The 26,032-nt window shown below is 63.3% G+C and carries 21 protein-coding genes; 15 read left to right on the top strand and 6 right to left on the bottom strand.

The genetic code is table 11. From position 1 onward, the window contains the following. Positions 1 to 3: 3 nt before the first annotated feature. From bamB to B0G81_RS17600, 11 genes are all read left to right on the top strand, one after another. On the top strand, positions 4 to 1,149 hold the full coding sequence (gene bamB, locus B0G81_RS17650; protein ID WP_116117690.1) for an outer membrane protein assembly factor BamB: 1,146 nt from the start codon (positions 4 to 6) through the stop codon (positions 1,147 to 1,149). A 456-nt stretch (positions 1,150 to 1,605) separates the two neighbouring features. Continuing rightward, entirely contained in the window at positions 1,606 to 2,943 is a 1,338-nt protein-coding gene (gene der / locus B0G81_RS17645) for a ribosome biogenesis GTPase Der (RefSeq protein ID WP_116117689.1), read from the top strand. A gap of 153 nt (positions 2,944 to 3,096) precedes the next feature. Then, positions 3,097 to 3,333 (top strand): RNA chaperone Hfq, encoded by a 237-nt coding sequence (hfq, locus tag B0G81_RS17640; RefSeq protein ID WP_006051315.1) that lies wholly within the window; start codon positions 3,097 to 3,099, stop codon positions 3,331 to 3,333. Between the two features lie 30 nt (positions 3,334 to 3,363). After that, positions 3,364 to 4,578: a GTPase HflX gene (gene hflX, locus B0G81_RS17635; RefSeq protein ID WP_181919931.1), complete on the top strand. Its 1,215-nt coding sequence runs from the start codon at positions 3,364 to 3,366 to the stop codon at positions 4,576 to 4,578. A gap of 49 nt (positions 4,579 to 4,627) precedes the next feature. Beyond that, the gene (hflK, locus tag B0G81_RS17630) at positions 4,628 to 6,028 is read left to right on the top strand and encodes an FtsH protease activity modulator HflK (protein ID WP_134137809.1); all 1,401 of its coding nucleotides are present in this window, start codon (positions 4,628 to 4,630) and stop codon (positions 6,026 to 6,028) included. 12 nt (positions 6,029 to 6,040) lie between these two features. Then, complete coding sequence (gene hflC, locus B0G81_RS17625) at positions 6,041 to 6,943, top strand: protease modulator HflC (protein WP_106279505.1); 903 nt, start codon at positions 6,041 to 6,043, stop codon at positions 6,941 to 6,943. Positions 6,944 to 6,987: 44 nt separating this feature from the next. After that, positions 6,988 to 7,179, top strand: a complete 192-nt coding sequence (locus B0G81_RS17620; RefSeq protein WP_007181354.1) for a DUF2065 domain-containing protein — start codon at positions 6,988 to 6,990, stop codon at positions 7,177 to 7,179. 271 nt (positions 7,180 to 7,450) lie between these two features. Next, positions 7,451 to 8,602, top strand: a complete 1,152-nt coding sequence (locus B0G81_RS17615; protein WP_134137808.1) for an ATP phosphoribosyltransferase regulatory subunit — start codon at positions 7,451 to 7,453, stop codon at positions 8,600 to 8,602. A gap of 215 nt (positions 8,603 to 8,817) precedes the next feature. Continuing rightward, on the top strand, positions 8,818 to 10,164 hold the full coding sequence (locus B0G81_RS17610) for an adenylosuccinate synthase (RefSeq protein WP_106279507.1): 1,347 nt from the start codon (positions 8,818 to 8,820) through the stop codon (positions 10,162 to 10,164). 3 nt (positions 10,165 to 10,167) lie between these two features. Next, a complete protein-coding gene (locus B0G81_RS17605) occupies positions 10,168 to 10,758 on the top strand; it encodes a phosphoribosyltransferase (protein ID WP_106279509.1) in 591 nt (196 codons plus the stop codon). Between the two features lie 292 nt (positions 10,759 to 11,050). Continuing rightward, a complete protein-coding gene (locus B0G81_RS17600; protein ID WP_116117684.1) occupies positions 11,051 to 12,937 on the top strand; it encodes a potassium transporter Kup in 1,887 nt (628 codons plus the stop codon). 171 nt (positions 12,938 to 13,108) lie between these two features. Here the strand turns inward: B0G81_RS17600 and B0G81_RS17595 are convergent, their stop codons facing one another. Further along, entirely contained in the window at positions 13,109 to 15,457 is a 2,349-nt protein-coding gene (locus B0G81_RS17595; RefSeq protein ID WP_134137807.1) for a Tex family protein, read from the bottom strand. Positions 15,458 to 15,614: 157 nt separating this feature from the next. Next, positions 15,615 to 15,902, bottom strand: coding sequence for a hypothetical protein (locus B0G81_RS43680; protein WP_166679013.1), 288 nt, complete (start codon positions 15,900 to 15,902; stop codon positions 15,615 to 15,617). On the opposite strand from B0G81_RS43680, the gene B0G81_RS17590 reads away from it, so the two are divergent. The 3 genes from B0G81_RS17590 (at position 15,838) to B0G81_RS17580 (ending at position 19,451) form a co-directional block, all read left to right on the top strand. Beyond that, a complete protein-coding gene (locus B0G81_RS17590; RefSeq protein ID WP_134137806.1) occupies positions 15,838 to 16,770 on the top strand; it encodes a hypothetical protein in 933 nt (310 codons plus the stop codon). The genes B0G81_RS43680 and B0G81_RS17590 overlap by 65 nt on opposite strands. 124 nt (positions 16,771 to 16,894) lie before the next feature. Then, a complete protein-coding gene (locus B0G81_RS17585) occupies positions 16,895 to 17,113 on the top strand; it encodes a DUF465 domain-containing protein (protein WP_007181361.1) in 219 nt (72 codons plus the stop codon). 64 nt (positions 17,114 to 17,177) lie between these two features. Beyond that, positions 17,178 to 19,451, top strand: a complete 2,274-nt coding sequence (locus tag B0G81_RS17580) for an ATP-dependent DNA helicase (protein ID WP_134137805.1) — start codon at positions 17,178 to 17,180, stop codon at positions 19,449 to 19,451. Between the two features lie 145 nt (positions 19,452 to 19,596). Here B0G81_RS17580 and B0G81_RS44685 read toward each other — a convergent pair whose 3' ends face one another. Then, positions 19,597 to 19,872, bottom strand: a complete 276-nt coding sequence (locus tag B0G81_RS44685) for a hypothetical protein (RefSeq protein WP_083772052.1) — start codon at positions 19,870 to 19,872, stop codon at positions 19,597 to 19,599. A gap of 232 nt (positions 19,873 to 20,104) precedes the next feature. Further along, positions 20,105 to 21,355 carry a cupin domain-containing protein gene (locus B0G81_RS17565; protein ID WP_134137804.1) on the bottom strand — a complete coding sequence of 417 codons (1,251 nt, stop codon included), beginning with the start codon at positions 21,353 to 21,355 and terminating at the stop codon, positions 20,105 to 20,107. 32 nt (positions 21,356 to 21,387) lie between these two features. On the opposite strand from B0G81_RS17565, the gene B0G81_RS17560 reads away from it, so the two are divergent. Then, positions 21,388 to 21,930 carry a peptidylprolyl isomerase gene (locus B0G81_RS17560; RefSeq protein ID WP_012433513.1) on the top strand — a complete coding sequence of 181 codons (543 nt, stop codon included), beginning with the start codon at positions 21,388 to 21,390 and terminating at the stop codon, positions 21,928 to 21,930. Here B0G81_RS17560 and B0G81_RS17555 read toward each other — a convergent pair. Together B0G81_RS17555 and mutS are read right to left on the bottom strand one after the other, a co-directional pair. After that, positions 21,910 to 23,268 carry a hypothetical protein gene (locus B0G81_RS17555; RefSeq protein ID WP_134137803.1) on the bottom strand — a complete coding sequence of 453 codons (1,359 nt, stop codon included), beginning with the start codon at positions 23,266 to 23,268 and terminating at the stop codon, positions 21,910 to 21,912. The two genes, B0G81_RS17560 and B0G81_RS17555, sit on opposite strands and share 21 nt — an antisense overlap. Next, the gene (mutS, locus tag B0G81_RS17550) at positions 23,255 to 25,939 is read right to left on the bottom strand and encodes a DNA mismatch repair protein MutS (protein ID WP_134137802.1); all 2,685 of its coding nucleotides are present in this window, start codon (positions 25,937 to 25,939) and stop codon (positions 23,255 to 23,257) included. The genes B0G81_RS17555 and mutS overlap by 14 nt, the downstream gene beginning before the upstream one ends. Positions 25,940 to 26,032: the final 93 nt, after the last annotated feature.

Here is a 26,032-nt window from a genome sequence, read left to right as displayed (position 1 = left end):
CCGATGAATCTGCTGAAACGTTACGCTGTGCCCGTTGCCTGTGCGATGACCGTGCTCACCATGGCGGCTTGCTCATCCACGAAAGACGAGCGCCGCGTGCCCACGCCGCTCACCGAGTTCAAACCCGTGCTCGACGTGCAGCAGGCCTGGAAGGCGAGCGTCGGTAAGGCAGGCCGTTACCTGTTCTCGCCGGTTGCGGTGGGCAACGCGGTATACGCGGCAGGCGCGAACGGTTCGGTTGCGAAGATCGACGCGCAGACCGGTCAGGACGTCTGGCGCGTCAAACTGCACGACGACCTGTCGGCAGGCGTCGGCAGCGACGGCACACTCACCGCGGTCGGCGGCCTGAAGGGCGACGTCTACGTGCTCGGCGCGGACGGCAAGCAACTCTGGACCGCCAAGGCGCCGGGCGAAATCATTTCGCCGCCGCTCGTCGGCAACGGCCTCGTGGTGGTGCGTACGGTCGACGGTCAGATCACCGCGTTCAACGCGCAAACCGGCGAGCAGAAGTGGAACTACCGCAACCGCGCGGTGCCGCTCAATCTGCGCGTGTCGTCGGGCATGACGTTCGCGGGCGACGCGGCCGTGCTGGCCGGTTTCCCCGGCGGCGCGTTCGCGGCGATCAACCTGCAAACGGGCGACAACTACTGGCAAACGCCGGTGTCCTATCCGAAGGGCGTGACGGAAGTCGAGCGCATCAACGACGTGACCGGTCCGCCCACGCTGGTCGGTTCGGAAACCTGCGCCGTGACGTTCCAGGGCCAGATTGGCTGTTTCGACGCGAACTCGGGCCGCGCCGTGTGGGAAAAGGCGTTTTCGAGCACGAGCGGTCTGGCGCAGGATGAGCGCGCCGTGGTCGCGGCGGACGACTGGTCGGTGGTGTCGGCGTTCGATACCAACAGCGGCGCGCCGCTGTGGAAGAACGACAAGCTGAAGAATCGCGACCTGAGCGTGCCGTTCATTCTGGGTCACGCCGCGGTACTCGGCGACTATCAGGGCTACGTGCACTTCCTGTCCCGCGACGACGGCACGCTGGTCGCGCGCGTGAAGACCGACGGCAGCCCGATCACCGCAGCGCCGGTGCTCGCCGGCGAAACGCTGGTGGTGCTGACGCACGACGGCGATTTGTACGGCTACCGCCCGCGCTGATCGCGCGCAGCAATTGCTGTCTGGCGCGCAGGCCGGCTTCGCCGGCCGCGCGCGTTTTACTGAGGTGCAGTTCGAGTTGTAGTAGCAGGGCAGAGTAAGTAAAAGAATTCCGCCGGACTGGCTGGTCCGGCAAGTCGGATCAGATATGGCGCACGGGCCCACGTGGCCATCGGTGAGTGCTTGCGGCATCACCTTCGACGGCAGGTTCGCCAATACCGCACAGAATCGGTTTCGAACCGGCGTGCGAGCCGTCGAGCAATCAAGACTGAATCTGGCGGCCCGCTGGCGTCGCCCATACAGCCAAACCCCCGTCCGCCCGGGCGTGCATATTGACAGCACATCCGGGGCTGGCCGAATTCGTGATAATTTTCGTCAAACGCTGCCGTGTAGCGGCCGCATGGCGTCGCTACGCGGCCGGTCGATTTCGATCCCGCGTTTCACCGTGAACAACATCTGATGAAACCCGTTATTGCCCTCGTCGGGCGCCCCAATGTGGGGAAATCCACGCTGTTCAACCGGCTCACGCGCACGCGTGATGCGCTGGTTGCCGACCTGCCCGGTCTCACCCGCGATCGCCATTACGGCGAGGGGCGCGCCGGCGACCGGCCGTATCTGGTCGTCGACACCGGCGGCTTCGAACCGGTCGCGAAAGAAGGCATCCTGCACGAAATGGCGCGTCAAACCCGCCAGGCGGTCGAGGAATCGGACATCGTCGTGTTCATCGTCGACGGTCGCAATGGCCTCGCGCCGCAGGATAAGTCGATCGCCGACTATCTGCGCAAGGTCGGCCGGCCGATTTTCCTGGTCGTCAACAAGGCGGAGGGCATGAAGTACAGCAACGTCGCCGCCGACTTCTACGAACTTGGCCTCGGCGACCCGCGCGCGATTTCCGCGGCGCATGGCGACGGCGTCACCGAAATGATCAACGAGGCACTCGAAGTCGCCTACGCCGGCCAGCCGGAAGAAAGCGACGAAGAGAAGCAGACGCGCGGCGTGAAGATCGCGATCGTCGGCCGTCCGAATGTCGGCAAGTCGACGTTGATCAATGCACTGGTGGGCGAAGAGCGCGTGATCGCGTTCGACATGCCGGGCACCACACGCGATTCGATCTATGTCGATTTCGAACGCGGCGGCAAGCCGTACACGCTGATCGACACCGCCGGTTTGCGCCGCCGCGGCAAAGTGTTCGAAGCGATCGAGAAATTCTCGGTGGTGAAGACGCTGCAGTCGATCTCCGACGCCAATGTCGTGATCCTGCTGCTCGACGCGCGCCAGGACATTTCGGAGCAGGACGCGCACATTGCCGGCTTCGTGGTGGAGCAGGGCCGTGCACTGGTGGTGGGCGTGAACAAGTGGGACGGTCTCGACCCGCATGTGCGCGACCGCACGAAAGCGGACCTCGAGCGCAAACTAAAATTTCTCGACTTCGCCAAATTCCACTTCATTTCCGCCGCGGAAAAAACCGGGATCGGCCCGTTGATGCGCTCGGTCGACGACGCCTACGCAGCCGCCATGGCCAAGCTGCCGACGCCGAAGCTCACGCGCGCGTTGATCGATGCCGTCGAATTCCAGCAGCCGCGCCGACGCGGTCCGGTGCGCCCGAAACTGCGTTACGCGCACCAGGGCGGACAGAATCCGCCGATCATCGTGATTCACGGCAATGCGCTCGACGCGATCACCGAAACGTACAAACGCTATCTGGAAAACCGCTTCAGGGAAACTTTCAAGCTGACTGGGACTCCATTGCGCATAGAGTTCAGATCGTCGACGAACCCTTACGCGGATAAAGGCTAGACCTAGGCTGAAACCCGCGTGTGTGCTGGCTTTGGCCGCCTGGCCAGGCCTCCCGCGCAAAAATGAAAATCGGCTATAGTGTAGCGGTTGACGCTGGATCTCTTTTTCTTCCGCGTCAATTCAGTCAACCTGCAAAAAAATACGGAGTTTGCTATGAGCAACAAAGGGCAATTGTTACAAGACCCGTTTTTGAACGCACTGCGTAAAGAGCATGTGCCGGTGTCGATCTATCTGGTCAACGGCATCAAGCTTCAAGGGAACATCGAATCGTTCGACCAGTACGTCGTGTTGCTCCGGAATACGGTCACCCAGATGGTCTACAAGCACGCAATCTCGACAGTCGTGCCAGCCCGTCCGGTGAATTTCCACCCGGATTCTGAACAGTCCTAACCCCCGTCGCGGCCGGCGTAGCGTCGCCCGTTGGCGATTACTCCCGGCCGCCTCATCTTGATACCCTCCAATTTGATTAATGCAGCGCTTGTCGGCATCGACTTCGGTAAGATCGATTTCGAAGCCAGCCTGGAAGAACTCAGCCTGCTCGCGCAAAGCGCGGGCGCGAATCCCATAGTCACCCTCACTGGGCGCCGGTCCAGTCCCGATGCCAAGATGTTCGTCGGCAGCGGCAAGGCCGAAGAACTGCGTCTTGCGTGTGAGGCGAACGACATCGAACTCGTCATTTTCAATCACGCGCTGGCGCCTGCGCAGCAGCGCAATCTGGAGCAGGCGCTTAATCGGCGCGTGATCGACCGCACCAGTCTGATCCTCGACATTTTTGCGCAACGCGCCCGCAGCCATGAAGGCAAGCTGCAGGTGGAGCTCGCGCAACTGCAGTATCTGTCGACGCGGCTAATCCGCGCATGGACTCACCTGGAGCGGCAAAAAGGCGGTATCGGTTTGCGCGGCCCTGGCGAAACGCAGCTCGAAACCGACCGTCGTTTGATCGGCGAGCGCATCAAGGCGCTCAAGACGCGACTCGAGAAACTGCGTCGTCAGCACGGCACGCAGCGCCGCGCGCGCAGCCGCAATCAGACCATGTCGGTGTCGTTGGTCGGCTACACGAACGCGGGCAAGTCCACGCTCTTCAACGCGCTCACCAAGGCTCAGGCGTACGCCGCCGACCAGTTGTTCGCGACCCTGGATACCACCTCGCGGCGCGTCTATCTCGGCGACGAAGCGGGGCAGGTGGTGGTATCGGATACGGTCGGTTTCATCCGCGAACTGCCTCACCAGCTGGTGGCGGCGTTTCGCGCCACGCTCGAGGAAACCATTCACGCCGACCTGCTGCTGCACGTGGTCGATGCGTCGAGCGCGGTGCGGCTCGACCAGATCGATCAGGTGAACGAGGTATTGCACGCAATCGGTGCAGACACGATCCGGCAGGTGCTGGTCTTCAACAAGATCGACGCGGTGCCGGAGTTGGCGGCCCGTGGGGACGCGGTTGAAAGGGACGAGTATGGTAATATTTCGCGCGTCTTTTTGAGCGCGCGCACGGGGCAAGGGTTGGACACATTGCGCGCAGCCATCGCTGAAATCGCAACTGCCGAACCTCTTCCCGAAACGCTGGTCGATCTCTCGGAAGAGGACCGGTCGGCAGCACCACGCGACGACCGCAAGGTCCCAGAACTCGGGCACTGACCCGTTCCAATTGCACTGACCCGCTGTCTACTCTGGTGAACGAACACAGGTGAACGATTACAACGAGCGGAGTATCTGGGTGCGCATGCGCGCCATGCTGTCACTGAACGATCCGCGCTGGGGCCGGGGAGACGCCAATGGCGACCGGCAACGTCCCAACGAGCCGAAGCGTCCGCCGAGCAAAGACGGCGAGGGACCGCCCGATCTCGACGAGATGTGGCGCGATTTCAACCGTCGTTTGAGCCGGGTGTTCGGCCGCAAGGGCGGCGGTGCGGGTGGCGGCCGTCCTGACAACGGTCGTAGCGCGCGGATCGGCGTGGGCATCGTGATCGGCGTGCTGCTGGCCATTTATCTCGGCAGCGGCGTGTTCGTCGTGCAGGACGGCCAGGCCGGTGTGGTGATGCAGTTCGGCAAGTATCGCTACACGGCGGGACAGGGCGTGCACTGGCGTCTGCCGTATCCGTTCGAAGCACATGAGCTCGTCAATATCGGCCAGATCCGCCAGGTGGAAGTGGGCCGCAACAACGTGGTGCGTCTCGCGAATGTGAAAGACGCGTCGATGCTCACGCACGACGCGGATATCGTCGACGTGCGCTTCGCCGTGCAATACCAGGTGAAGAAGCCGACCGATTACCTGTTTCGCAGCGTCGATCCCGATCAGGGCGTGATGCAGGCTGCCCAGGCGGCGGTGCGTAACATCGTCGGCGCGCGCAGCACCAATGACATCCTCTATCAGGATCGCGAAACAATTCGCCAGCAACTCATGACGGCGATCCAGCAATCCCTGGATGAATATCAGTCCGGCCTCGCCGTGACCGGTGTGACGATCCAGGGCGTGCAGGTGCCCGACCGCGTGCAGGCCGCCTTCGACGACGCCGCGAAAGTCCGTCAGGAAAACGACCGCGCGAAACGCGATGCCGAAGCCTATGCCGCGGATCTTCTGCCGCGCGCGCAAGCCGACGTGGCGCGCCAGATCGACGCAGCGAAAACCTACAGCGAGAAGACCGTGGCCCAGGCACAAGGCGACGCCGAACGCTTCAAGCAGGTCTACGCGCAGTACTCGAAAGCGCCCGCGGTGATTCGCGAGCGCATGTACCTGGACACCATGCAGCAGATCTATTCGAATACGACCAAGGTGTACGTGGACAGCAAGAGCGGCAACAACGTGCTGTATCTGCCGCTCGACAAGCTGGTCGAGCAGACTCGCCAGCGGGTCGCCGACGCTGCCGCCGCCTCGGGTGCGGCAGCGGGCGCGACGGCCGCTGCCGCGCCGCAAGCGGCGAGCAATGCCGCGTCGCCTTTGGCTGCACCGTCCGCCTCCGCAACCGGCTCCGCGGCTTCGGCGCCTGCGGCATCCGCCGCGCCGGCCAGCCAGGCCGCAGCCGGCAGCGACGCGCTGCGTTCACGCGACTCCTTCCGCAGCCGTATGCGCGAAGACGACGTTCAATAAGGAGCGCACATCATGAACAAGATCATTGCGCTCGTCGTGGCTGTCGTCATCGTGCTGTTCGCCGCTTCGTCGATGGTGTTCGTCGTCGATCAGCGCCACATGGCCGTGCTGTCCTCGCACGGCGACGAAGCGCCGAGCCTGCTCGGCCCCGGTCTGCATGTGAAATTGCCGCCGCCGCTGCAAACGGTCACGCTGGTCGATAACCGCATTCAGTCGCTCGATGCGCCGGACGAAGACCGTTACGTGACGTCCGACAAAATCGATCTGCTGGCGAACCCGGTTCTCAAATATCGCGTGACCGATCCGCTCAAGCTGCTCGCCGAAACCCGCGGCGATGCGCAGAGCCTGCCGGACCGGCTCGCGTTGCTGTCGCGCGGCGCGCTCGGCGATGCGTTCGCGAAGGTCACGCTGTCCGACGCGCTCGCGCGGCAACAGGCCGTCGCCGACGAAGCGCGCGCCGCGATGGACAAGGCGGCGGCATCGCTGGGCGTGTCGGTGGTCGACGTGCAATTGACGCGCGTCGATTTCCCGGCGTCGATGGCGGACTCGGTCTACAAGCGCATGATCGCCGCGCGCCAGCAGGTCGCGGCCGACGAACGCGCGAAGGGCACGGCCGAAGCCGACAAGATCAGGCAGGACGCGATCGGCCAGCAACAGGCGATTCTCGCGGACGGTTATCGTCAGGCGCAGACCATCAAGGGCGAAGGCGATGCCAAGGCAGCGCAGATCGCCGCCGACGCTTACGGCAGCGACCCGCAGTTCTACCAGTTCTATCAAAGCATGCAGGCGTACAAGAACACCTTCAAGCCGGGCGACGTGATCGTGGTCGATCCGAGCAACGAGTTCTTCCGCTTCATGCGTAGCCCGACCGGCGGCGCCGCCCCGGACGCTCCCGCGGTCCCGCGCAAACCCTGATAACCGGAACGCCGCGGCACCCGCATCGCGGCCCTTTGAATCGCATGGATATAGCCGGCTCGTTACTGCTCGCGATCGCGTTGATGCTGATTATCGAGGGAATGTTTCCCTTCGTTTTTCCGAGCGCCTGGCGCGACACGTTCCGTAAAATAGCGGAACGGCCGCCGCATCAGATTCGGGTGGGCGGCCTGATCGTGATGGTGCTCGGGTTGATCCTGCTGTTTATCGTGACCTGAAGGCGTTTGTTTTGCCGGTGGCCTCGCGGTCCGACGGCGCGTGCGATCATCCGCGATCACCGTATTACCCGCGGCCAGATGTGATCGGCCGCCATGGCCCGCGGTGCTCTGAACGCCGCATCGTGCAACGCCCCGCGGCCAAAAGCCGGATGGGTTCGCTGCAGCCAATCCAGACGCCCGCGATGGCCGCCAAAATCGAGCCGCCGCCCGCCATTCACTCTCACTTACCGGCGCACCCAGCCGCCGTGTTCAACGTCGTAGGACTGTATCGATGTCGACCTGGTTACTTCCCGAAAATATTGCCGACGTGCTGCCGTCGGAAGCCCGCAAGATCGAAGAGTTGCGGCGCCATTTGCTGGACCGTTTCCGTTCGTACGGCTACGAGATGGTTATGCCGCCGTTGCTCGAATACATTGAGTCGCTGCTGACCGGCGGCGGGCACGATCTGAATCTGCGGACCTTCAAGCTAGTCGATCAGCTGTCCGGGCGCACGCTCGGTCTGCGCGCGGACATCACGCCGCAAGTCGCGCGCATCGACGCGCATCTGCTGAATCGCCAGGGCGTGACGCGTCTTTGCTATGCAGGCAATGTCGCGCATACGCGTCCGCGCGGCCTGCATGCCACGCGCGAGCAAATCCAGATCGGCGCGGAAATCTATGGACACGCGGGTCTTGAAGCGGACCTGGAAATCCAGCAACTGATGCTCGACGCGCTGCGTCTGGCCGGCCTCGCGAAAGTGCGCCTCGATCTGTGCCACGCGGGCGTGCTCGCGGCGCTGATCGAAGCCGAGCCGGCCGCGGCCGAGTTCGGGCAGTCGCTTTACGACGCCTTGGCGGGCAAGGACGTGCCGCGCCTCGTCGAACTAACGGCAAACCTGACACCGGTGATCCGCGACGCCTTGCGCGCGCTGCCCACGCTCTACGGCGACGCCTCGGTGCTCGACGAAGCCCGCGCGCGCTTGCCGAATGCGCCGGCCATCGCCCGCGCGCTCGACGACCTGGCGTTCCTCGCAAGCCAGGTGGACGGCGCCGAAGTGATGATCGATCTCGCTGATCTACGCGGCTATGCTTACCACAGCGGCGTGATGTTCTCGGCGTATGTGGACGGCGTGCCCAATGCGGTAGCGCGCGGCGGCCGTTACGACCACGTGGGCCAGGCGTATGGCCGCGCGCGGGCGGCCACCGGCTTTTCGCTCGATCTGCGCGAAGTGGCGCGGATTTCGCCGGTCGAAGCGCGCAGCAGCGCGATTCTCGCGCCGTGGCAGCACGACGAAGCATTGCGCGTGAGCGTCGCCGCGTTGCGCGATGCCGGTGAAGTGGTGATTCAGGCGCTGCCCGGCCATGAACACGATCTGGACGAATTCGCTTTCGACCGCGTGTTGGTCGAGCGCAACGGCAACTGGGTCGTCGAACCGCGCGCCTGAGCGCGTTGCCTGAGCGTTCCGTCGGACCCGCCCGAGGGTGATCCTCAGGGCATCTCAGACGGCTTCGAACGTGCCGTTAAAACGCGGCGCGGCCATCGGCCGCGCTACTTTCGCAATACCCAACATAACGTGCATACCGTTGAGCGGAAACGGAAAAATTCGGAAGGTTCCGCGAACATAGGTAGAATACGTTTTTAACCAGCTTACGAAACAACATGTCTGCCAGCGCAGTGAATGTGAACCCCGGGCGTAACGTCGTCGTCGTGGGAACCCAGTGGGGTGATGAAGGCAAGGGCAAGATCGTCGACTGGCTGACGGACCACGCTCAAGGCGTCGTTCGCTTCCAGGGCGGTCACAATGCCGGTCACACGCTTATCATCGGCGGCAAGAAAACCATCTTGCGTCTGATTCCGTCGGGCATTATGCATCCCGGCGTCGCGTGCTACATCGGCAATGGCGTCGTGTTGTCGCCGGAAGCGCTGTTCAAGGAAATCGGCGAGCTCGAAGCCGCCGGGGTCGACGTTCAGAATCGCCTCTTTATTTCCGAAGCCACCACCCTGATCCTGCCGTATCACATCGCCATCGACCAGGGCCGCGAAAAGCGCCGTGGCGCGGCCAAGATCGGCACCACCGGCCGCGGCATCGGCCCGGCTTACGAAGACAAGGTGGCACGCCGCGGCTTGCGCGTGCAGGACCTGTTCGAGCCGGAAACCTTCGCCGAACGTCTGCGTGAAAATCTCGATTACCACAACTTCGTGTTGACGCAATACCTGGGCGTTGACGCTGTCGACTTCCAGCAAACGCTCGACACGATGCTCAGCTATGCCGACCGTCTGAAGCCCATGGTCACCGACGTGTCGCGTCGTCTCTACGACGCGAACGCGGCCGGCAGTAACCTGCTGTTCGAAGGCGCGCAAGGCACGCTGCTCGACATCGACCACGGCACGTATCCGTACGTCACGTCGAGCAACTGCGTGGCGGGTGCGGCCACGGCCGGCGCGGGCGTCGGTCCGCAAAAGCTGAACTACATTCTCGGCATCACCAAGGCATATTGCACGCGCGTCGGTTCGGGCCCGTTCCCGAGCGAACTGTACGACGCGGATAACGCCGCCCGTCAGGAAGCGATCGGCCTGGAACTGGCTACCGTCGGCAAGGAATTCGGCTCGGTCACCGGCCGTCCGCGCCGCACCGGCTGGCTCGACGTCGCCGCGCTGCGCCGCTCGATCCAGATCAACGGTGTATCGGGTCTGTGCATGACCAAGCTCGACGTGCTCGACGGTCTCGACGAAGTGAAGCTGTGCGTCGGCTACACGGTCGACGGCAAGCATGTCGACCTGCTGCCGCGCGGTTCGTCGGAAGTCGCGCGCTGCGAGCCGGTGTATGAAACCTTCGCGGGCTGGAAGGAAAGCACCGTCGGCATCAAGGAATGGGACAAGCTGCCCGCGAATGCGCGCGCTTATCTGTCGCGTGTGCAGGAAGTCGCGGGCATTCCGATCGACATGGTGTCGACCGGTCCGGATCGCGACGAAACCATTCTGCTTCGTCATCCGTTCAAGGTTTAAGCCATGGTTCAAGGTGTACCCATGATTGCGATGAAAGATCCGCGCAACGACGACAAGAACCTGTGGGTCGGCTGGGACGAGTATCACCGGCTGATCGAATTGCTGGCGTTGCAGGTGCATGAGTCGGGCTGGAAGTTCGACAAGATCCTGTGCCTCGCGCGCGGCGGTCTGCGCGTCGGCGATCAGCTCTCGCGCATTTACGATCTGCCGCTGGCGATTCTCGCCACGAGTTCGTATCGTGAAGCGGCCGGCACCGAGCAGGGCGAACTCGACATCGCGCAATACATCACCATGACACGCGGCGAGCTGCACGGCAACGTGTTGCTGGTCGACGACCTGGTCGATTCGGGCGTGACGCTCGCGCGCGTTCAGCAGCATCTGAAAGAGCGTTATCCGGCGATCACCGCCGTGCGTTCGGCGGTGCTCTGGTACAAGGGCTGCTCGAAAGTGAAACCCGACTATCACGTCCAGTATTTGCCTACCAATCCGTGGATCCATCAGCCGTTCGAGGAATGGGACACGGTGCGTCCGCATAACCTCGGCGCGTGGATCAAACGCGGCATGCAGCAAGCGCAGGAGTCGTCGGAGAAGTGATGCGAACTTCGGCGCCGAACGTGTTGCATCTTCGTCGCGCCGTACCCTGCGTAGTCTTGCAAAACGGAGCCCAGTGGGCTCCGTTTTTTTATGTGCGGGCCGTGCCGTGTACGCTTCGCAAACGCGCATCGCCGATGCCGGCAATGCGGCTCGCGCAGCAGACGCGCCCATATCGCAGTGCTACACTGCGCGGACCATCACGTGGCGTATCCACAACAAGCCGGGCGGCGCCATGCCGGCAGTTTAGAATGGCGGTCGTTTTTCCGCTCAGGGAACGGATTTCCTCGCGTTTATGACAGATAACAATCACGTGCACAAACAGCCTCTGCCTTCCCTCGCTCTCGCTGCGATCGGAGTGGTGTTCGGCGATATCGGCACGAGCCCGTTGTACTCGCTGAAAGAAGCCTTCAGCCCCTCTCACGGCATTCCGCTGACCGATCAATCAATCCTGGGTGTGATCTCGCTGCTGTTCTGGGCGATCGTGATCGTGGTCGGCGTCAAGTACGTGTTGTTCGTGATGCGCGCGGACAATAACGGCGAGGGCGGTGTGCTCGCGCTGATGGCGCTGGCACTGCGCTCGCTCGACGAGAAGTCGAAAATGGCCGGCGTGCTGGTGATGCTCGGCATTTTCGGCGCCTGCATGTTCTATGGCGACGCGGTGATCACGCCGGCCATCTCGGTGATCTCGGCAGTCGAGGGTCTGGAGATCGCCGCGCCGCATCTGTCGCACCTGGTGCTGCCGCTCACCATGGTGATCCTCGTGCTGCTGTTCTGGATTCAGCGGCACGGCACGGCGATGGTCGGCCGTCTGTTCGGTCCTATCATGGTGGTGTGGTTCGCGGTGCTCGCGGTGCTCGGCCTGTGGCATATCCTGCAGTCGCCGAATGTGATCCGCGCGCTGAACCCGTATTACGCGTACACCTTCATGGCCGCGCACGTGCTGCAGGCCTACGTGGTGCTCGGCTCGGTCGTGCTGGTGCTGACCGGCGCCGAAGCGCTGTACGCCGACATGGGCCATTTCGGTGCGAAGCCGATCCGCATGGCGTGGTATTTCCTGGTCATGCCTTCGCTGGTGCTGAACTACTTCGGCCAGGGCGCACTGCTGATGCACGATCCGAAGGCCATCGAGAATCCGTTCTTCCTGCTCGCGCCGGACTGGGCCTTGCTGCCGCTCGTCGTGCTCTCGACCGTCGCGACCGTGATCGCCTCGCAGGCCGTGATTTCCGGCGCTTATTCACTGACTAGCCAGGCAATCCAGCTCGGCTACGTGCCGCGCATGAAGATCCTGCACACGTCGGAACTGGCGATCGGCCAGATCTATGTGCCGGTGGTGAACTGGATGCTGCTGTTCATCATCCTGTGCATCGTGATTGCCTTCAAGAGCTCGGACAATCTCGCGGCCGCGTACGGTATCGCGGTGACGGCTACCATGGTGATCACCACGATCCTCGCCTGCGTCGTGATGGTGAACGTGTGGAACTGGAACAAGCTGCTGGTGGCGCTGATCATCGGCGTGTTCATGACGGTCGATCTAGGATTTTTCGGCGCGAATCTGCTGAAGGTAGAGGAAGGCGGGTGGTTGCCGCTCGGTATCGGCGCATTGCTGTTCTTCCTGCTGATGACCTGGTTCAAGGGCCGCATGATCGTCAAGGAACGCACGGCCGCGGACGGCATTCCGCTCATGCCGTTCCTGCAGGGCTTGCTCGCGCATCCGCCGCATCGCGTGTCGGGCACGGCGATCTATCTGACCGGCAGCGATTCGCTCGTGCCGGTGAGCCTGTTGCACAATCTGAAGCACAACAAGGTGCTGCATGAGCGCACCATTTTCCTGACATTCGTGACGCGCGATATTCCGTACGTGAACGACTCGGAGCGCGTGACGGTCAAGGACATCGACGGTGGCCTGTATCTCGTCAAGGCGGCCTACGGCTTCAACGAAACGCCGGACGTGAAGGCGGTGCTGCTCGAAGTCGGCCGCACCCGTGACATGACCTTCGAGATGATGGACACGTCGTTCTTCCTCGCGCGCGAAACGGTGGTGCCGACGCAACTGCCGGGCATGTCGGTGTGGCGCGAACGTGTGTTCGCGTGGATGCATCAGAATGCCGCGAAGCCGACGGACTTCTTTAGTATTCCGGCTAATCGGGTGGTGGAGTTGGGGACCAAGATCGAGATCTGAAGTCCGCCGCTGATTTTCAGGCGCCTCGCGTATCGAGGCGCGAAAAAAAGCCCACGTGTGTGGGCTTTTTGCTTGCAGCTTGATCGAGCGAGTGACTGATCGGGCACCGCGCGGTGCTCAACAAGCTCATCAAGCGCGTGAGCGAATCACACGCCTCTAACGCGGCAAAAACTACTTCTGCTTGAGCTTGGCGAACGCAGCCGCCATCGCGCCACCCGCTTCCGGCTCACGCGAGCGCTGTTGCTGCGCGCCGCGTCCACCGCCGCCCGAACGACCCGCGCCGCCGCGATCCTGCTGGGCGCCGCCACCGCTGCGTGCCGCCGCCACACCGACTTCATCGTCCATGCGCATCGTCAAAGCGATACGCTGGCGCTTCACGTCGACTTCAAGAACCTTCACCTTGACGATCTGGCCAGCCTTGACCACTTCATGCGGATCCTTGATGAACTTCGTCGACATGGCCGACACGTGCACCAGACCATCCTGATGCACGCCGATATCGATAAACGCGCCGAATGCCGCCACGTTTGTCACGACACCTTCGAGCACCATGCCCGGCGTCAGATCGCTGACCTTTTCGACGCCTTCGCGGAACGTCGCGGTCTTGAACTCGGGACGCGGATCGCGGCCCGGCTTTTCGAGTTCGAGCAGAATGTCGCGCACGGTCGGCAGACCGAAACGATCGTCGACGAATTCCGCAGGCGAGAGGCCGCGCAATGCGTCGCGATTGCCCAGCACTTCACCCACGTGCTTGCTGATTTTAGCAAGCATGCGTTCAACGACCGGATACGCTTCCGGGTGAACCGACGAGCGGTCGAGCGGATTCTCTCCGTTGTTGATACGCAGAAACCCGGCGGCCTGCTCGAACGTCTTGTCGCCCAGACGCGGCACCTTGCGCAGATGCTCGCGCGATGGGAACGGACCGTTTGCATCGCGATAGTCGACGATATTGCGCGCCAGCGTGGCATTCAAACCCGACACGCGGGCGAGCAGGGCAACCGACGCCGTATTTGCATCCACGCCGACGGCGTTCACGCAGTCTTCGACCACCGCGTCGAGCGAACGGGCCAGTTCTCGCTGATTCACATCGTGCTGATACTGGCCGACGCCGATCGCCTTCGGCTCGATCTTAACCAACTCGGCGAGCGGGTCTTGCAGACGGCGCGCAATCGACACCGCGCCGCGCAGCGACACGTCCATGTCGGGGAATTCCTTCGCCGCGAGTTCCGAGGCCGAGTACACCGACGCGCCCGCTTCGGACACGACGATCTTCTGCAGCTTGAACTCCGGATGACGCGCGATCAGTTCGCTCGCGAGCTTGTCCGTTTCACGCGACGCGGTGCCGTTGCCGATGCTGATCAGTTCAGCCTGCGTCTGCGCGCAGATGCGCGCGAGTTTCGCGATCGAGCCGTCCCAGTCGCGGCGCGGCTCGTGCGGATAGATCACGTCGGTGGCGAGCACCTTGCCGGTCCGATCGACCACCGCCACCTTCACGCCGGTGCGCATACCCGGATCGAGGCCGATCACAGCCTTCGGGCCAGCGGGCGCAGCCAGCAGCAAGTCCTTCAGATTGCGCGCGAACACGCGAATCGCTTCGTGCTCGGCTTCGTCGCGCAGATTGGTCAGCAGCTCGTTTTCGATATGCGGCTGCACCTTCACGCGCCAGCACCAGCGGCACACGTCGGAGAGCCACTTGTCGGCCGGACGGTTCTGATTCGCGATGCCGAAGTGGCGCGCGATCAACGCTTCGCCCGGATGCGGCACCTGCGCATCGAGTTCTTCGCCCAGACCCAGCTTGACCATCAGCACGCCCGCATTGCGGCCGCGGAACAGCGCCAGCGCGCGATGCGACGGCACCGTGCGGATGGTTTCCGCGTAGTCGTAGTAGTCGCGGAATTTTTCTTCTTCCGCGTGTTCCTTGCCTTCCACCACTTTCGACGACACCACGCCCTGGTTGAACATGTAGTCGCGCAGCTTGCCGAGCAGATCGGCCGTTTCGCCGAACTGTTCCGAGAGGATGTCGCGCGCGCCGTCGAGCGCGGCCTTGACGTCGGCGACGCCTTTCTCCGCGTCCACGTAGGCTGCGGCTTCGGTTTGCGGGTCGAGCAGGGGATTTGCCAGCAGCGCGTCGGCGAGCGGCTGCAGGCCGGCTTCGCGGGCAATCTGCGCGCGCGTGCGGCGCTTCGGCTTATATGGGAGATACAGGTCTTCCAGCACCTGCTTGCTGTCGGCGCCTTCGATCGCGGTGCGCAGCTCGTCGGTGAGCTTGCCCTGTTCGTCGATGCTGGCAATGATCGCGGCGCGCCGGTCTTCCAGCTCGCGCAGATACAGCAGGCGTTCCTCGAGGTTGCGCAGTTGCGTGTCGTCGAGATTGTCGGTCACTTCCTTACGGTAGCGGGCGATGAACGGAACAGTCGCTCCTTCGTCGAGAAGTTGCACCGCGGCCGCGACCTGGCGCGGCTGGACGGACAGTTCGGCGGCGATGCGCTGTACGATCTTGAGTGCTACGGTTTCCGTCATAAGGTCTTGGTGTTCCTGCGGACTCAGTTCGGAGGCCGCGCGCTGACCGAACGTGGGCGGCACGCGAGGGCCGCATAAGGCACGTCGGGGCACGCCGGGCGTGCGCGCTGCGACCAGGTTGCTGGAGCGGGGCATTTTGCCATAAATGCAAAAGGGCTCAACCGCAGGGTGATAGAATTTCGGGCATGTTCCGCTGACCCTCTACGACGTTGCCGATCTCCTTGTCACTCAACTGCCTGGGCTCCCGCTTGGTCTCTCGCTTGTCACAACTGCCGCCGTCTTTCCCGCCGGGTCTGGCACCGGGTTTGCCACGTTCTTCGCTCTCTTCGCTCCCATCGGCGCCGCGTTCCGCGTTCAGGTCCGCGTTCGCCTCGCGTGGGGTGTTTTTCGCGTCTTGCGCGTCGTGTGTGCTGGCCGTCGCATTGGGCGCGTCCACGCCCGCCATGGCTCAGTCCGCGACGCCGGCGAGCAGCAGCGCCGCGCGGCCCGCAGGCGCCCTGACGCCGGCCGCCGCGTCGGCCGCGCAAGCCACGACGGTCAACGGCGCCACGAACGCCGACGGCACGGACAGCGCCGGCAACGCGGTAGCGTCGGATAGTGATTTCAACGCGCGCCAGAAAGCCCTCGATCAGCGCACCGAGGAGAACAATTACCGCTACGGCGTCGCGGAACACGACTGCTACAGCAAGTTCTTCGTCAACTATTGCCTGAACAAGGCGCGCGACAGCATGCGCTCGGTGCAGGCCGACATTCGCAAGGAACAGCTCGCGCTCGACGGCGAACAGCGCACGCAGCGCGCTCGCGTGCGTGACGAACAGGCCGCCATCAAGCGTGCGCAGGACGAAGCGAGCGCGCCGCAGCGTGCCGCCGACGACGCACGCAACGCGCAGGCGTACGAAGACAAGCAGAAACAGCATCAGATCGATCAGGCGCAGCGCGCCGCCGAGGCGCCGCAGCGCAGCGCGAATGCGCAGGCCTATCAGGACAAACTGCGTCAGCACGCGCTGGATCAGGCGCAGCGCGGCATCAGCCCGTCGCAGGCGGCGGCCAACCAGCAGGCGTACGATCAGAAGCAGGGCGACTTCCAGCGCAAGCTCGACGAGGCGCGTGCGCAAGGTGCGCAGAAGGCGCAGGAGCGCGTGCAGAAGCAGCAGAGCTTCGAGAAGAAGCAGGCGGACGCCGCGCAGCACAAGGCCGAGGTGGAGACGCGTCAGAAGCAGGCGGCCGAGAAAGCCGAGCAGAAGCGTCAGGACGCGTTGAAACAGCAGCAACAGGAAGAGCGGCAAAAGCAGCAGCAGGAGCAGCAGCAGTAAGCGTGCTGAGGGGCCCTGAGCTGAGTGGCAGGGCCATAGCCGCCGTTATGCGTTTTAAGCCGGACAGCAACCTCAGGCATCGGGCCGCACACGCGGCCCCCGCCGTAGACGAGAGGAGGCGAGCATGCGCGATCAACATCACGTCATCAACGCGGACACACTTCGCGACCGTATTCTGCAACTGGAATCGGAGCATAGTGGGCTCGATCGCTTGATCGACCGAATGTCGGATGAGCCCGGCATCGACGACTTCGAGTTGCAGCGCCTGAAAAAGCGCAAACTCAAGGTCAAGGACACCATCATCTTGCTGCAATTGCAGCTCGAACCGGACGCGCGCGCCTGAGTTCGCGGCCTGGCAGGCGCCGGGCGCGCGCCGCGCGAGCCGGACTTTGCAGGAAACGCTTGCCTTGAATTCACCGCTTGAAACTTCATCCCGTGCCACGCCGGGCGACGACGCATCAGGAGCCGTTACACCGGCGCCGCGTCCCGCCGCGTCCGCACTGAGCGCGTCGCTGAATCCACGCCGCGTCGCGGAGCTGGACGAGATCTTCGCCGCCAACGGTTTGCTGGCCCGTCAGATCGACGGCTATCGTTCGCGCGCCTCGCAGATCGAAATGTCGCGCGCCGTGGCCGCGGCCATGGAAGCATCGGGCCGCGCAATGCCCGAGCCGGCCATGTTCGAGGCGCAGAAGCGTCCGGCGCGGCGTCTGCAGGGGGCAGGTGCCGATGCCGCCGCCGAGGCAGCTGAGGGCGCCGGATCGGGCGGCCTCGACGGCAGCGAAAACACGCTGATCGTCGAAGCCGGGACCGGCACCGGCAAGACCTATGCGTACCTGGTGCCGGCCATGTTGTGGGGCGGCAAGGTGATCGTCTCCACCGGCACGAAGCATTTGCAGGATCAGCTCTTTCAGCGTGACATTCCGACCGTGCGCGATGCGCTTGCGGTGCCGGTATCGGTCGCCATGCTCAAGGGGCGCGCGAATTACCTGTGCCACTACTATCTGCAGCGCACCGCGGATAACGGCCGTCTGCCCTCGCGTCAGGAAACCTCGTATCTGCAGGATATCGTGCGCTTCGCCAAGATCACTCGCACTGGCGACAAGGCCGAACTGGCGAGCGTGCCGGAAACGGCTGCGGTGTGGTCGATGGTCACGTCCACGCGCGAAAACTGTCTCGGCCAGGAATGTCCGCATTACAAGGACTGCTTTGTAATGCAGGCGCGCCGTGAGGCGCAGCAGGCGGATATCGTGGTGGTGAATCACCATCTGTTTTTCGCCGACATCATGTTGCGCGATACGGGCATGGCTGAATTGCTGCCCACCGCCAACACGATCATCTTCGACGAAGCGCATCAACTGCCCGAGACGGCGACGCTGTTCTTCGGCGAGACGCTGTCGACCACGCAGTTTCTCGAACTCGCCCGCGATTCGGTGGCCGAAGGTTTGGGCCATGCGCGTGAAACGGTCGATTGGGTCAAGCTCGGCGCCACGCTCGAGCGCGCCGCGCGCGATGTGCGGCTTGCCTTCAAGGAAGACTCGGTGCGCTTGTCGATTGGCCAGTTGCCGGACGATCATCCGTTGTTCTGCGCACTCGAAACGCTCGAAACCGAGCTCGATGCATTGGCGTCGGCGCTCGCGGGTCAGGCCGAGCGAGCGGAATCGATCGGCGCGTGTCTGCGCCGCGCACGCGAGCTGCAGGACGTGCTGGCCGGCTGGACCACGCCACCCACGCAGACCGAGCGCGAAGCCGCTGACGGCGCCTCTGCCGACGGCAAAAGCGAGCGCGCCGATCCCAACGAAAAGGTGCGCTGGATCGAAGTCTTCTCGCATACCGTGCAGTTGCACGAAACACCATTGTCGGTCGCGCCGATCTTCGCGAAGCAGCGCGCCGGTGTGCCGCGCGCGTGGATCTTCACGTCGGCCACGCTGTCGGTGCGCGGCGATTTCACGCACTACGCGGCGCAAATGGGTCTGAACGCGAAGCGTTCGATGACGCTGCCCAGTCCATTCGACTATCCGACGCAGGGCCTGCTGTACGTGCCGCGCAATTTGCCGCAGCCATCTTCGCCCATGTTCACCGACGCCGTATTCGACGCCGCGTTGCCGGCGATCGAAGCATCGGGCGGCGGCGTCTTCATGTTGTGCACGACGCTGCGCGCGGTGGACCGCATCTCGGCGAAGCTGCGCGACACGATCGAAGCGCGCGGCTGGGACTATCCGCTGCTCGTGCAGGGCGATGCGAGCCGCACCGAACTGCTGGATCGATTCCGGTCGTACGGCAACGCGATCCTCGTGGGCAGCCAGAGCTTCTGGGAAGGCGTGGATGTGCGCGGCGACGCATTGTCGCTGGTGGTAATCGACAAGCTGCCGTTTGCGCCGCCCGACGATCCGGTTTTGTCTGCACGGCTCGACGCACTGACCAAGAGAGGCTTGAGTCCATTCGCCGTGCATCAGTTGCCGCAGGCGGTCATCACGCTGAAGCAGGGCGCGGGACGTCTGATTCGCGCTGAGACCGATCGTGGCGTGCTGATGATCTGCGACACACGACTCGTCGACAAACCGTATGGGCGCCGTATCTGGCAGAGCCTGCCGCCGTTTAAACGCACACGCGAGATCGAGGTGGTGCGCGAGTTTTTTGAAGAGAGCGCGACGCCGGCGCAACAGGCTGATCAGCCTGATTAAAATCAATGAACGCCGCTATAAAAAAGCGGCGCTTGAATGACAAAACGCCACGGATGTGAATCCGTGGCGTTTTGCTTTACTGCCCGGGAAACCGCGATGATTTCCCGATGCAGTTTTCGCCCGGAGGCGAACCCTATGCGACAGCTTACTGGCTTGCGCCCGAAGCCGGAGCAGCAGCCGAAGCGGCAGCGTCCGAAGCAGCAGCGCCTGCGTCCGAAGCAGCGGTCGTAGCCGAAGCAGCAGCGTCGCTCGCAGCAGCAGCAGCACCCGAAGCAGCAGCAGCCGAATCCGAAGCTGCGGCAGCCGGTGCCGAAGCAGCAGCTGCGTCGCTAGCCGGGGCAGCGGCTTGGTCGTTGCTCTTGTTGCATGCAGCCAGTGCCACAGCTGCCAACAGGGATGCTACGAGGAGGGATTTCTTCATGATCACGTCCTTTTATGGTTTAAAGGTAAGCAACAGCGCAAAATAAAACCGGTAATGTGCTCCAACACCGACCTGGGCCGCTGGTGGAGAAGCTCTTTTGACGAGCTCGAATCTTCCCTACGGCTTGGGCGGAAATTATATGCACTTTCGTACTGACAATCCATAAATCCGGGGTCAATACGTTGTCTTTCTCATACAAAATTTCACTGTACGGTATAGCAGGCAGGCAGAGTTACGCAAGCTCGCCCACTTGTATCCAGCCCGCACAATACCACTCGTGTAGCCGTGCTGTCACCGACGAATCGTGTGAGAGTGTTACAAAGCGTTTCGCACTCATACAGCGGTAATTTGCGAGGTCAAACAACCACTTTTTTGCGCCATCGAATGAGGTTTCCTCTCCATTTACGAAGAAAAAACGGCGGTTGTACAACAAATTAGTCTTGCGGTCCAGCCGAATGCCTGACTTCGATGCCTGACTGATGAAACGGGCTTCATTAAGCGGCCTTTGCGGCGGATCAAAGACGACACTCGGCTTGGGTTCGCTGAGATACGTGCCAAGGAACGACGCAATATCCTGCTCATTCCATTTGATGCCAGCAAGGATTGCGCCAACCCTCTCGACCAGCGCCGCAGGGAGCTCGGCCGGACGCTCCACGGCAGGTTGCTGCGGATCGCGATAAAGCGCGCCCGGATGACCCGCCGACTCGCCGCGTTCGGCCAGATGGTAGAGGAACTGCGCGGTCAGTTCGCTCGCCGAAGGGGCGCGAAACCCGATCGAACAGGTCATGCATTCGCCCTCGGCAATGCCGTCGTGCGCGATGTGCGGCGGCAGATACAACATGTCGCCCGGTTCGAGCAGCCACTCCTCTTCGGGCTGGAAGTTCTGTAAAACTTTCAAAGGCAAACCGGCTTGCAGCGTCAGATCTTTCTGCGCGCTAATGCGCCAACGGCGCTTGCCTTTTACTTGCAAAAGAAACACATCGTAGGAATCGAAGTGCGGCCCTACGCCGCCGCCGTCACTTGCGTAGGAAATCATCAGGTCGTCGAGACGCGCATCCGGCACGAAGCGGAAACGGTCGAGCAGGGCGCGGGCGCGATCGTCGTGGAGATCGACGCCTTGCACAAGCAGTGTCCATGCGCGCTGCTTCACCGAAGGCAGTTCGTCAGGCGCGAACGGCCCGTGTTCGATCTGCCATTTATTGCGGAAATGGGTGATCAGGCGTGCCTCGACTTCGTCCTGATCGGCCAGCTCGAAAAATTCGTCGCGCGACAATGGCGCCGCGACGTTCGGGATCGCCTGGCGAATCAGCAGCGGCTTTTTCTGCCAGTAGCGGCGCATGAATTGCGACGGCGTCAGATTACCGAGCAGCGGTGTCGGTGTGTCTGGCGAAGGCGGGAGAATCGGAACAGCCGGCTTTGAAGCCGGCGACAACTTCCGTGCCGAAGCTGCGTCGGCCGGGTGGTCAGTGGGCCGCTTGGGCATCGTATAATGTGAGTTGTATTCTGGAGAATCGAATGAAAATCGCAAAGAACACCGTCGTGTCGGTCGCTTACAAGCTGTCGGATGCGCAGGGCAATCTGATTGAAGAAAGCGACGAGCCGATGGTCTATCTGCACGGCGGCTATGATGGCACGTTCCCCAAGATCGAGGAAGAGCTCGACGGCCACGAGGCCGGTTTCGAGACCCAGATCCAGCTCGAGCCGCAAGACGCGTTCGGTGAGTACGACCCTGATCTCGTGAAGATCGAGCCGCGCAATCGCTTCCCGGAACCGCTCGAAGTCGGCATGCAATTCGAAGGCACGCCGGAAGAAGGCGACGAGGACCTCGACTCGCTCGTCTACGTGGTGACCGACGTCGCCGAAGACAAAGTCGTGCTCGACGGCAACCATCCGCTCGCCGGCATGGCGCTGCGTTTCGCGCTGACCGTGAAAGACGTGCGTCCTGCTACCGAAGACGAAATCCAGCACGAACACGCGCATGGCGCCGACGGCCTCGAAGTCCTCGACGAAGACGAGGACGACGAAGAAGAAGGCAAGTCAGGGCCCACGCTGCACTGAGCTTGCAGGCATGCCGGGCCCGCTTGAAGAAGCGCCCGGCGCGTGCGGTTGAGCGGCGGAGGCGGGCGGCGTCGGCATGGCCGGCCCGTAACCGCCGCCACCCTGATCCGCCGGTATGCGCGGTTGCTGATCCGGTTGCGACTCTCCGGGCGTCGGCAGCAGTGGCGGCAATTCCGACGCGGGTCCGAGCGCCGGTACAGCCGGCATCGAAGCAGCCGGTTCATCGCGCGGCAACACGGGTTGCGCGGTGGGCATCGGCATTTGCCTGGGCACATCGCGAACACTTACGCGGAACGGCGGTTTCCTGCCGAGATCCGCTTCCACCTGAATCCACTGGTTGAGTCGATCATGCGGCGCGAGCGCGACACGCGTGAGATTCGTCACCAGCATTCCCTTGTCATTGCGTAGCGGCTGATCGATCACGAAGCCGGCGCTTGCTCGTTCGTCGTCGCAATGAATCACTAGTACCGGTCCCCGGAAAATCTGCGCGAGTTTCACGAGGCTGCGTTTCAATTCCAGAAAACCGTCGCGGCGGGTGTTGCGTGCAAAGCGCAGCCACGCGAAACGGTCGGGCCGTTCGTAACGCTCAGGGTCAGGATCGCCTTGAATGAACACGACGAGCGCCCGCGCGTCGCGGCGTTTCGCATATTCGCCGGCATGTTCCAGCCAGAATGCATTGGCGATCACGCGGTCTTCGAATTCGCCATTGCGGCCGCCCGCAGTCAGATAGTGATTGTTCGGACTCGGCGCATTCAGGCCGACGAACACCGTATCGCCCACTTGCCAGCGCACGTTCTCGCGATAGGGGCGAAAGCGCGAGACCTCGCTTTCACGCGTCAATGCGATCGGGTTCTGGCCCATTGAGGTGGCGTCGGCAAAAAGCGTTTGGCGCAACTGGTCGAGCCGTTCGGTCGGATCAAAACCGCCGGCTTCGCCGATGCCGCAATCGGCCCAGTCGTGCTGGCCGGGAATGAAGAAAAGGGCCGGCCGTGACGTTTCGAGCAGCGCGTGGCGGCGCTCATAAAGCGCGTCGCGGCATGCTTCTTTCGCGCCCTTGAGATTGCCGTCGTACACGATGAACGACACATCGCGCTCGCGGCTGATCGCTTCGATCAACCGCTGCGTGGGCGCTTCGTCGGCGACGCTTTGCATCGTGTTGGCGATGACCGCGAAGGTATAGCGCGGCGTGTCGGCGTAGGCCGCCGGTGTGAAACCCGACAACCCCGCGAACAATCCCACAAGCGGCACGCCACCACCGGTAAGTGTGAGGGCGAGGGTCAGCGCCGCGCGAAGTTTGCGCGGACGCCGCGGGGGCCTGTGTGAGTCAATGATCCGCATCCGGCGCGGCGGCCAGTTCGTGCAATTCGTACAGCAGATCGAGTGCTTCGCGGGGCCGCAGATCGTTCGGATCGATGCCGCGCAGACGCTCGACGAGTTCCTGCACGGCGGGCGACGCCGCCGGTCCCGTCTTCGCATCGCGCTCGTCGTCCGCGTCTTCGAGCAGCATCGGCATGGGCGCGGCGAACAGGTCGAGTTGCGGCGCGGGCTGCGCGGCCGACTGCTGTTCCAGATGCGCGAGATGCTTGCGCGCCGCGCGAATCACCGCATTCGGCACGCCGGCGAGTTGCGCGACCTGCAGGCCGTAGCTCTGATTCGCCGGACCTTCGCTGACCGCATGCAGGAACACGATGCCGTGCCCATGCTCGACCGCCGACAAATGCACGTTGGCCGCCTGCGGAAACTCCGCCGGCAACTGCGTCAATTCGAAGTAGTGCGTGGCGAACAGCGTATGGCAACCGTTGTGCGCGAGCAGATGCCGCGCAATGGCCCACGCCAGCGCGAGGCCGTCGAACGTGGACGTGCCCCGGCCGATCTCGTCCATCAGCACGAGACTTTGCGGCGAGGCGTCGTTCAGGATCGCGGCGGCTTCGGTCATCTCGACCATGAAGGTCGAGCGCCCGCCGGCGAGATCGTCCGCTGCGCCGATGCGCGTGAAGATGCGGTCGATCGGCCCGAAGGCGGCGCGCCGAGCGGGCACATAACTGCCCACATAAGCGAGCAGCGCGATCAGCGCGGTCTGCCGCATGAAGGTCGATTTACCGCCCATGTTCGGGCCGGTGATCAGCAGCAGTTTGCGCTCGGGCGTGAGCGAGCAGTCGTTGGCGATGAACTGCTCGACCTGCGCCTCGACCACCGGATGCCGCCCCTGTTCGATTTCGATGCCGGTGTTTGCCGAGAACGTGGGCGCGACCCAATCGAGCGCGCGGGCGCGCTCGCCGAAGGCCGCCAGCAGATCGAGTTCGGCAAGCGCCGAAGCGACCCGCTGGCAATCCGGGATGAAGGGCAGCAGCGCCTGCAGCAGCGCGTCGTAGAGCGAGCGTTCGCGAGCGAGCGCCCGTTCCTGCGCGGAGAGCGCCTTGTCCTCGAATGTTTTCAGTTCCGGCGTGATGTAGCGTTCGGCGTTCTTCAGCGTCTGACGGCGGCGATAGTCGTCCGGCACCTTGTCGGTTTGGCCGCGCGTGACTTCGATGTAGAAGCCGTGCACCTTGTTGTATTCGACGCGCAGATTGCCGATGCCCGTGCGTGCGCGCTCGCGGGTCTCGAGGTCGATCAGGAACTGCCCGCAGTTCTCCGAAATATCGCGCAGCTCGTCGAGTTCCGCATCGTAGCCGCGTGCGATCACGCCGCCGTCGCGCACCATGGCCGACGGTTCCTGCGCGACCGCGCGCCTGAGCAGTTCGACGCAGGCTTGCGGCGGTTCCAGCGACGCGTCGATACGCGCCAGCGAATCCGCATTCGGCGCAACGGCCACGAGCTGCGTGCGCAACTCGGGCAACGCAATGAAGGTATCGCGCAGGCTCGACAGATCGCGAGGCCGCGCGGACAGCAGCGCAAGACGCCCGGTGATGCGCTCGATGTCCGAGATCTGCCGCAATGCGCCGCGCAACGAATCGACGCTCGCACCCGGCGGCGCGTCGAGCAAGGCGCCGATCGCCTGCTGACGCGCCTGCGCCACCGCCGATTCGCGCGGCGGATGATGCAGCCAGTGACGCAGCAGGCGGCTGCCCATGGTGGTGCAGCAGGTGTCGAGCAGCGAACACAGCGTAGGCGATTCCGTGCCGCGCAGTGTTTCCGTGAGTTCGAGGTTGCGCCGCGTGGCGGGGTCGAGGCCGATATATTCGGATTCGTATTCGACCTTCAGGCTGCGCACGTGGCGCAACTGCTGACCTTGCGTGGCCGCGGCATACAGCAGCAGCGCGCCGGCCGCGCCGCATGCGCAGGTGAGCGAATGCGCGCCGAAGCCGTCGAGGCCCGCCACTTCCAACTGCTCGCACAAGCGTTGCGTGCCCGAGGTGACGTCGAAGTGCCAGACCGGCACGCGGGTGAGGGCGCCCGCATTGACCGGTGGCGTCCAGCTTGCCGAGTCGGTTGGTGTGTCGGCAACCAGAATTTCCGCGGGGCGAATGCGTTCGAGCGCGGCCGCCACCTGGTCCGGTGCGACTTCGGCGAGGCGCAACGCGCCGCTCGCCAGATTCAGCCATGCAAGGCCCACGCTGGTCGCGACGCCGCGTCGGTTATGCGCGACGCACATGGCCAGCAGATAGACGTCGCTCTTATCGGACAGCAGCGCTGCATCCGTGAGCGTGCCCGGCGTGACCACGCGCACCACTTTGCGCTCGACTGGACCCTTCGATGTAGCCGGGTCGCCGATCTGCTCGCAAATCGCGACGGATTCGCCGAGCTTCACGAGCTTGGCGAGATATTGTTCGACCGCGTGATGCGGCACGCCGGCCATCTTGATCGGATTGCCCGCCGACGCGCCACGCTGCGTGAGTGTCAGATCGAGCAGACGTGCGGCTTTTTCCGCATCTTCGAAAAAAAGCTCGTAGAAGTCGCCCATCCGGTAGAACACCAGCGTGCCGGGATGATCCGCTTTAATGCGGAGATACTGCTGCATCATCGGCGTATGCTGTGCGACGTCGTTGGCCGCTGCGGTTTGAATGCCCATCCTCGGTATCTTCTTGCGTTAGCTGTTCAGGGCGTGAGTTTAACCTGACGGGACGGCGCGCGGACCCTGGCCGGATGGCCAATCTGCGCTGCA

The sequence above is a fragment of the Paraburkholderia sp. BL6665CI2N2 genome (genome assembly GCF_004366535.1).
In the GTDB taxonomy this organism is placed as follows: domain Bacteria; phylum Pseudomonadota; class Gammaproteobacteria; order Burkholderiales; family Burkholderiaceae; genus Paraburkholderia.
This window is presented reverse-complemented; position numbering and strand designations above follow the sequence as displayed.

Excerpts from the sequence above, each read along its gene's own strand:
- B0G81_RS17595 (WP_134137807.1), bottom strand. The coding sequence starts at position 15,457 with ATGACGGAAACCGTAGCACTCAAGATCGTACAGCGCATCGCCGCCGAA.
- B0G81_RS44685 (WP_083772052.1), bottom strand. The coding sequence starts at position 19,872 with ATGAAGAAATCCCTCCTCGTAGCATCCCTGTTGGCAGCTGTGGCACTG.
- B0G81_RS17560 (WP_012433513.1), top strand. The coding sequence starts at position 21,388 with ATGAAAATCGCAAAGAACACCGTCGTGTCGGTCGCTTACAAGCTGTCG.
- B0G81_RS17610 (WP_106279507.1), top strand. The coding sequence starts at position 8,818 with ATGTCTGCCAGCGCAGTGAATGTGAACCCCGGGCGTAACGTCGTCGTC.
- B0G81_RS17585 (WP_007181361.1), top strand. The coding sequence starts at position 16,895 with ATGCGCGATCAACATCACGTCATCAACGCGGACACACTTCGCGACCGT.
- B0G81_RS17620 (WP_007181354.1), top strand. The coding sequence starts at position 6,988 with ATGGATATAGCCGGCTCGTTACTGCTCGCGATCGCGTTGATGCTGATT.
- bamB (WP_116117690.1), top strand. The coding sequence starts at position 4 with ATGAATCTGCTGAAACGTTACGCTGTGCCCGTTGCCTGTGCGATGACC.
- B0G81_RS17605 (WP_106279509.1), top strand. The coding sequence starts at position 10,168 with ATGGTTCAAGGTGTACCCATGATTGCGATGAAAGATCCGCGCAACGAC.
- B0G81_RS17615 (WP_134137808.1), top strand. The coding sequence starts at position 7,451 with ATGTCGACCTGGTTACTTCCCGAAAATATTGCCGACGTGCTGCCGTCG.
- hfq (WP_006051315.1), top strand. The coding sequence starts at position 3,097 with ATGAGCAACAAAGGGCAATTGTTACAAGACCCGTTTTTGAACGCACTG.
- B0G81_RS17600 (WP_116117684.1), top strand. The coding sequence starts at position 11,051 with ATGACAGATAACAATCACGTGCACAAACAGCCTCTGCCTTCCCTCGCT.
- B0G81_RS43680 (WP_166679013.1), bottom strand. The coding sequence starts at position 15,902 with ATGGCGGGCGTGGACGCGCCCAATGCGACGGCCAGCACACACGACGCG.
- hflC (WP_106279505.1), top strand. The coding sequence starts at position 6,041 with ATGAACAAGATCATTGCGCTCGTCGTGGCTGTCGTCATCGTGCTGTTC.
- B0G81_RS17555 (WP_134137803.1), bottom strand. The coding sequence starts at position 23,268 with ATGCGGATCATTGACTCACACAGGCCCCCGCGGCGTCCGCGCAAACTT.
- der (WP_116117689.1), top strand. The coding sequence starts at position 1,606 with ATGAAACCCGTTATTGCCCTCGTCGGGCGCCCCAATGTGGGGAAATCC.
- mutS (WP_134137802.1), bottom strand. The coding sequence starts at position 25,939 with ATGGGCATTCAAACCGCAGCGGCCAACGACGTCGCACAGCATACGCCG.
- B0G81_RS17565 (WP_134137804.1), bottom strand. The coding sequence starts at position 21,355 with ATGCCCAAGCGGCCCACTGACCACCCGGCCGACGCAGCTTCGGCACGG.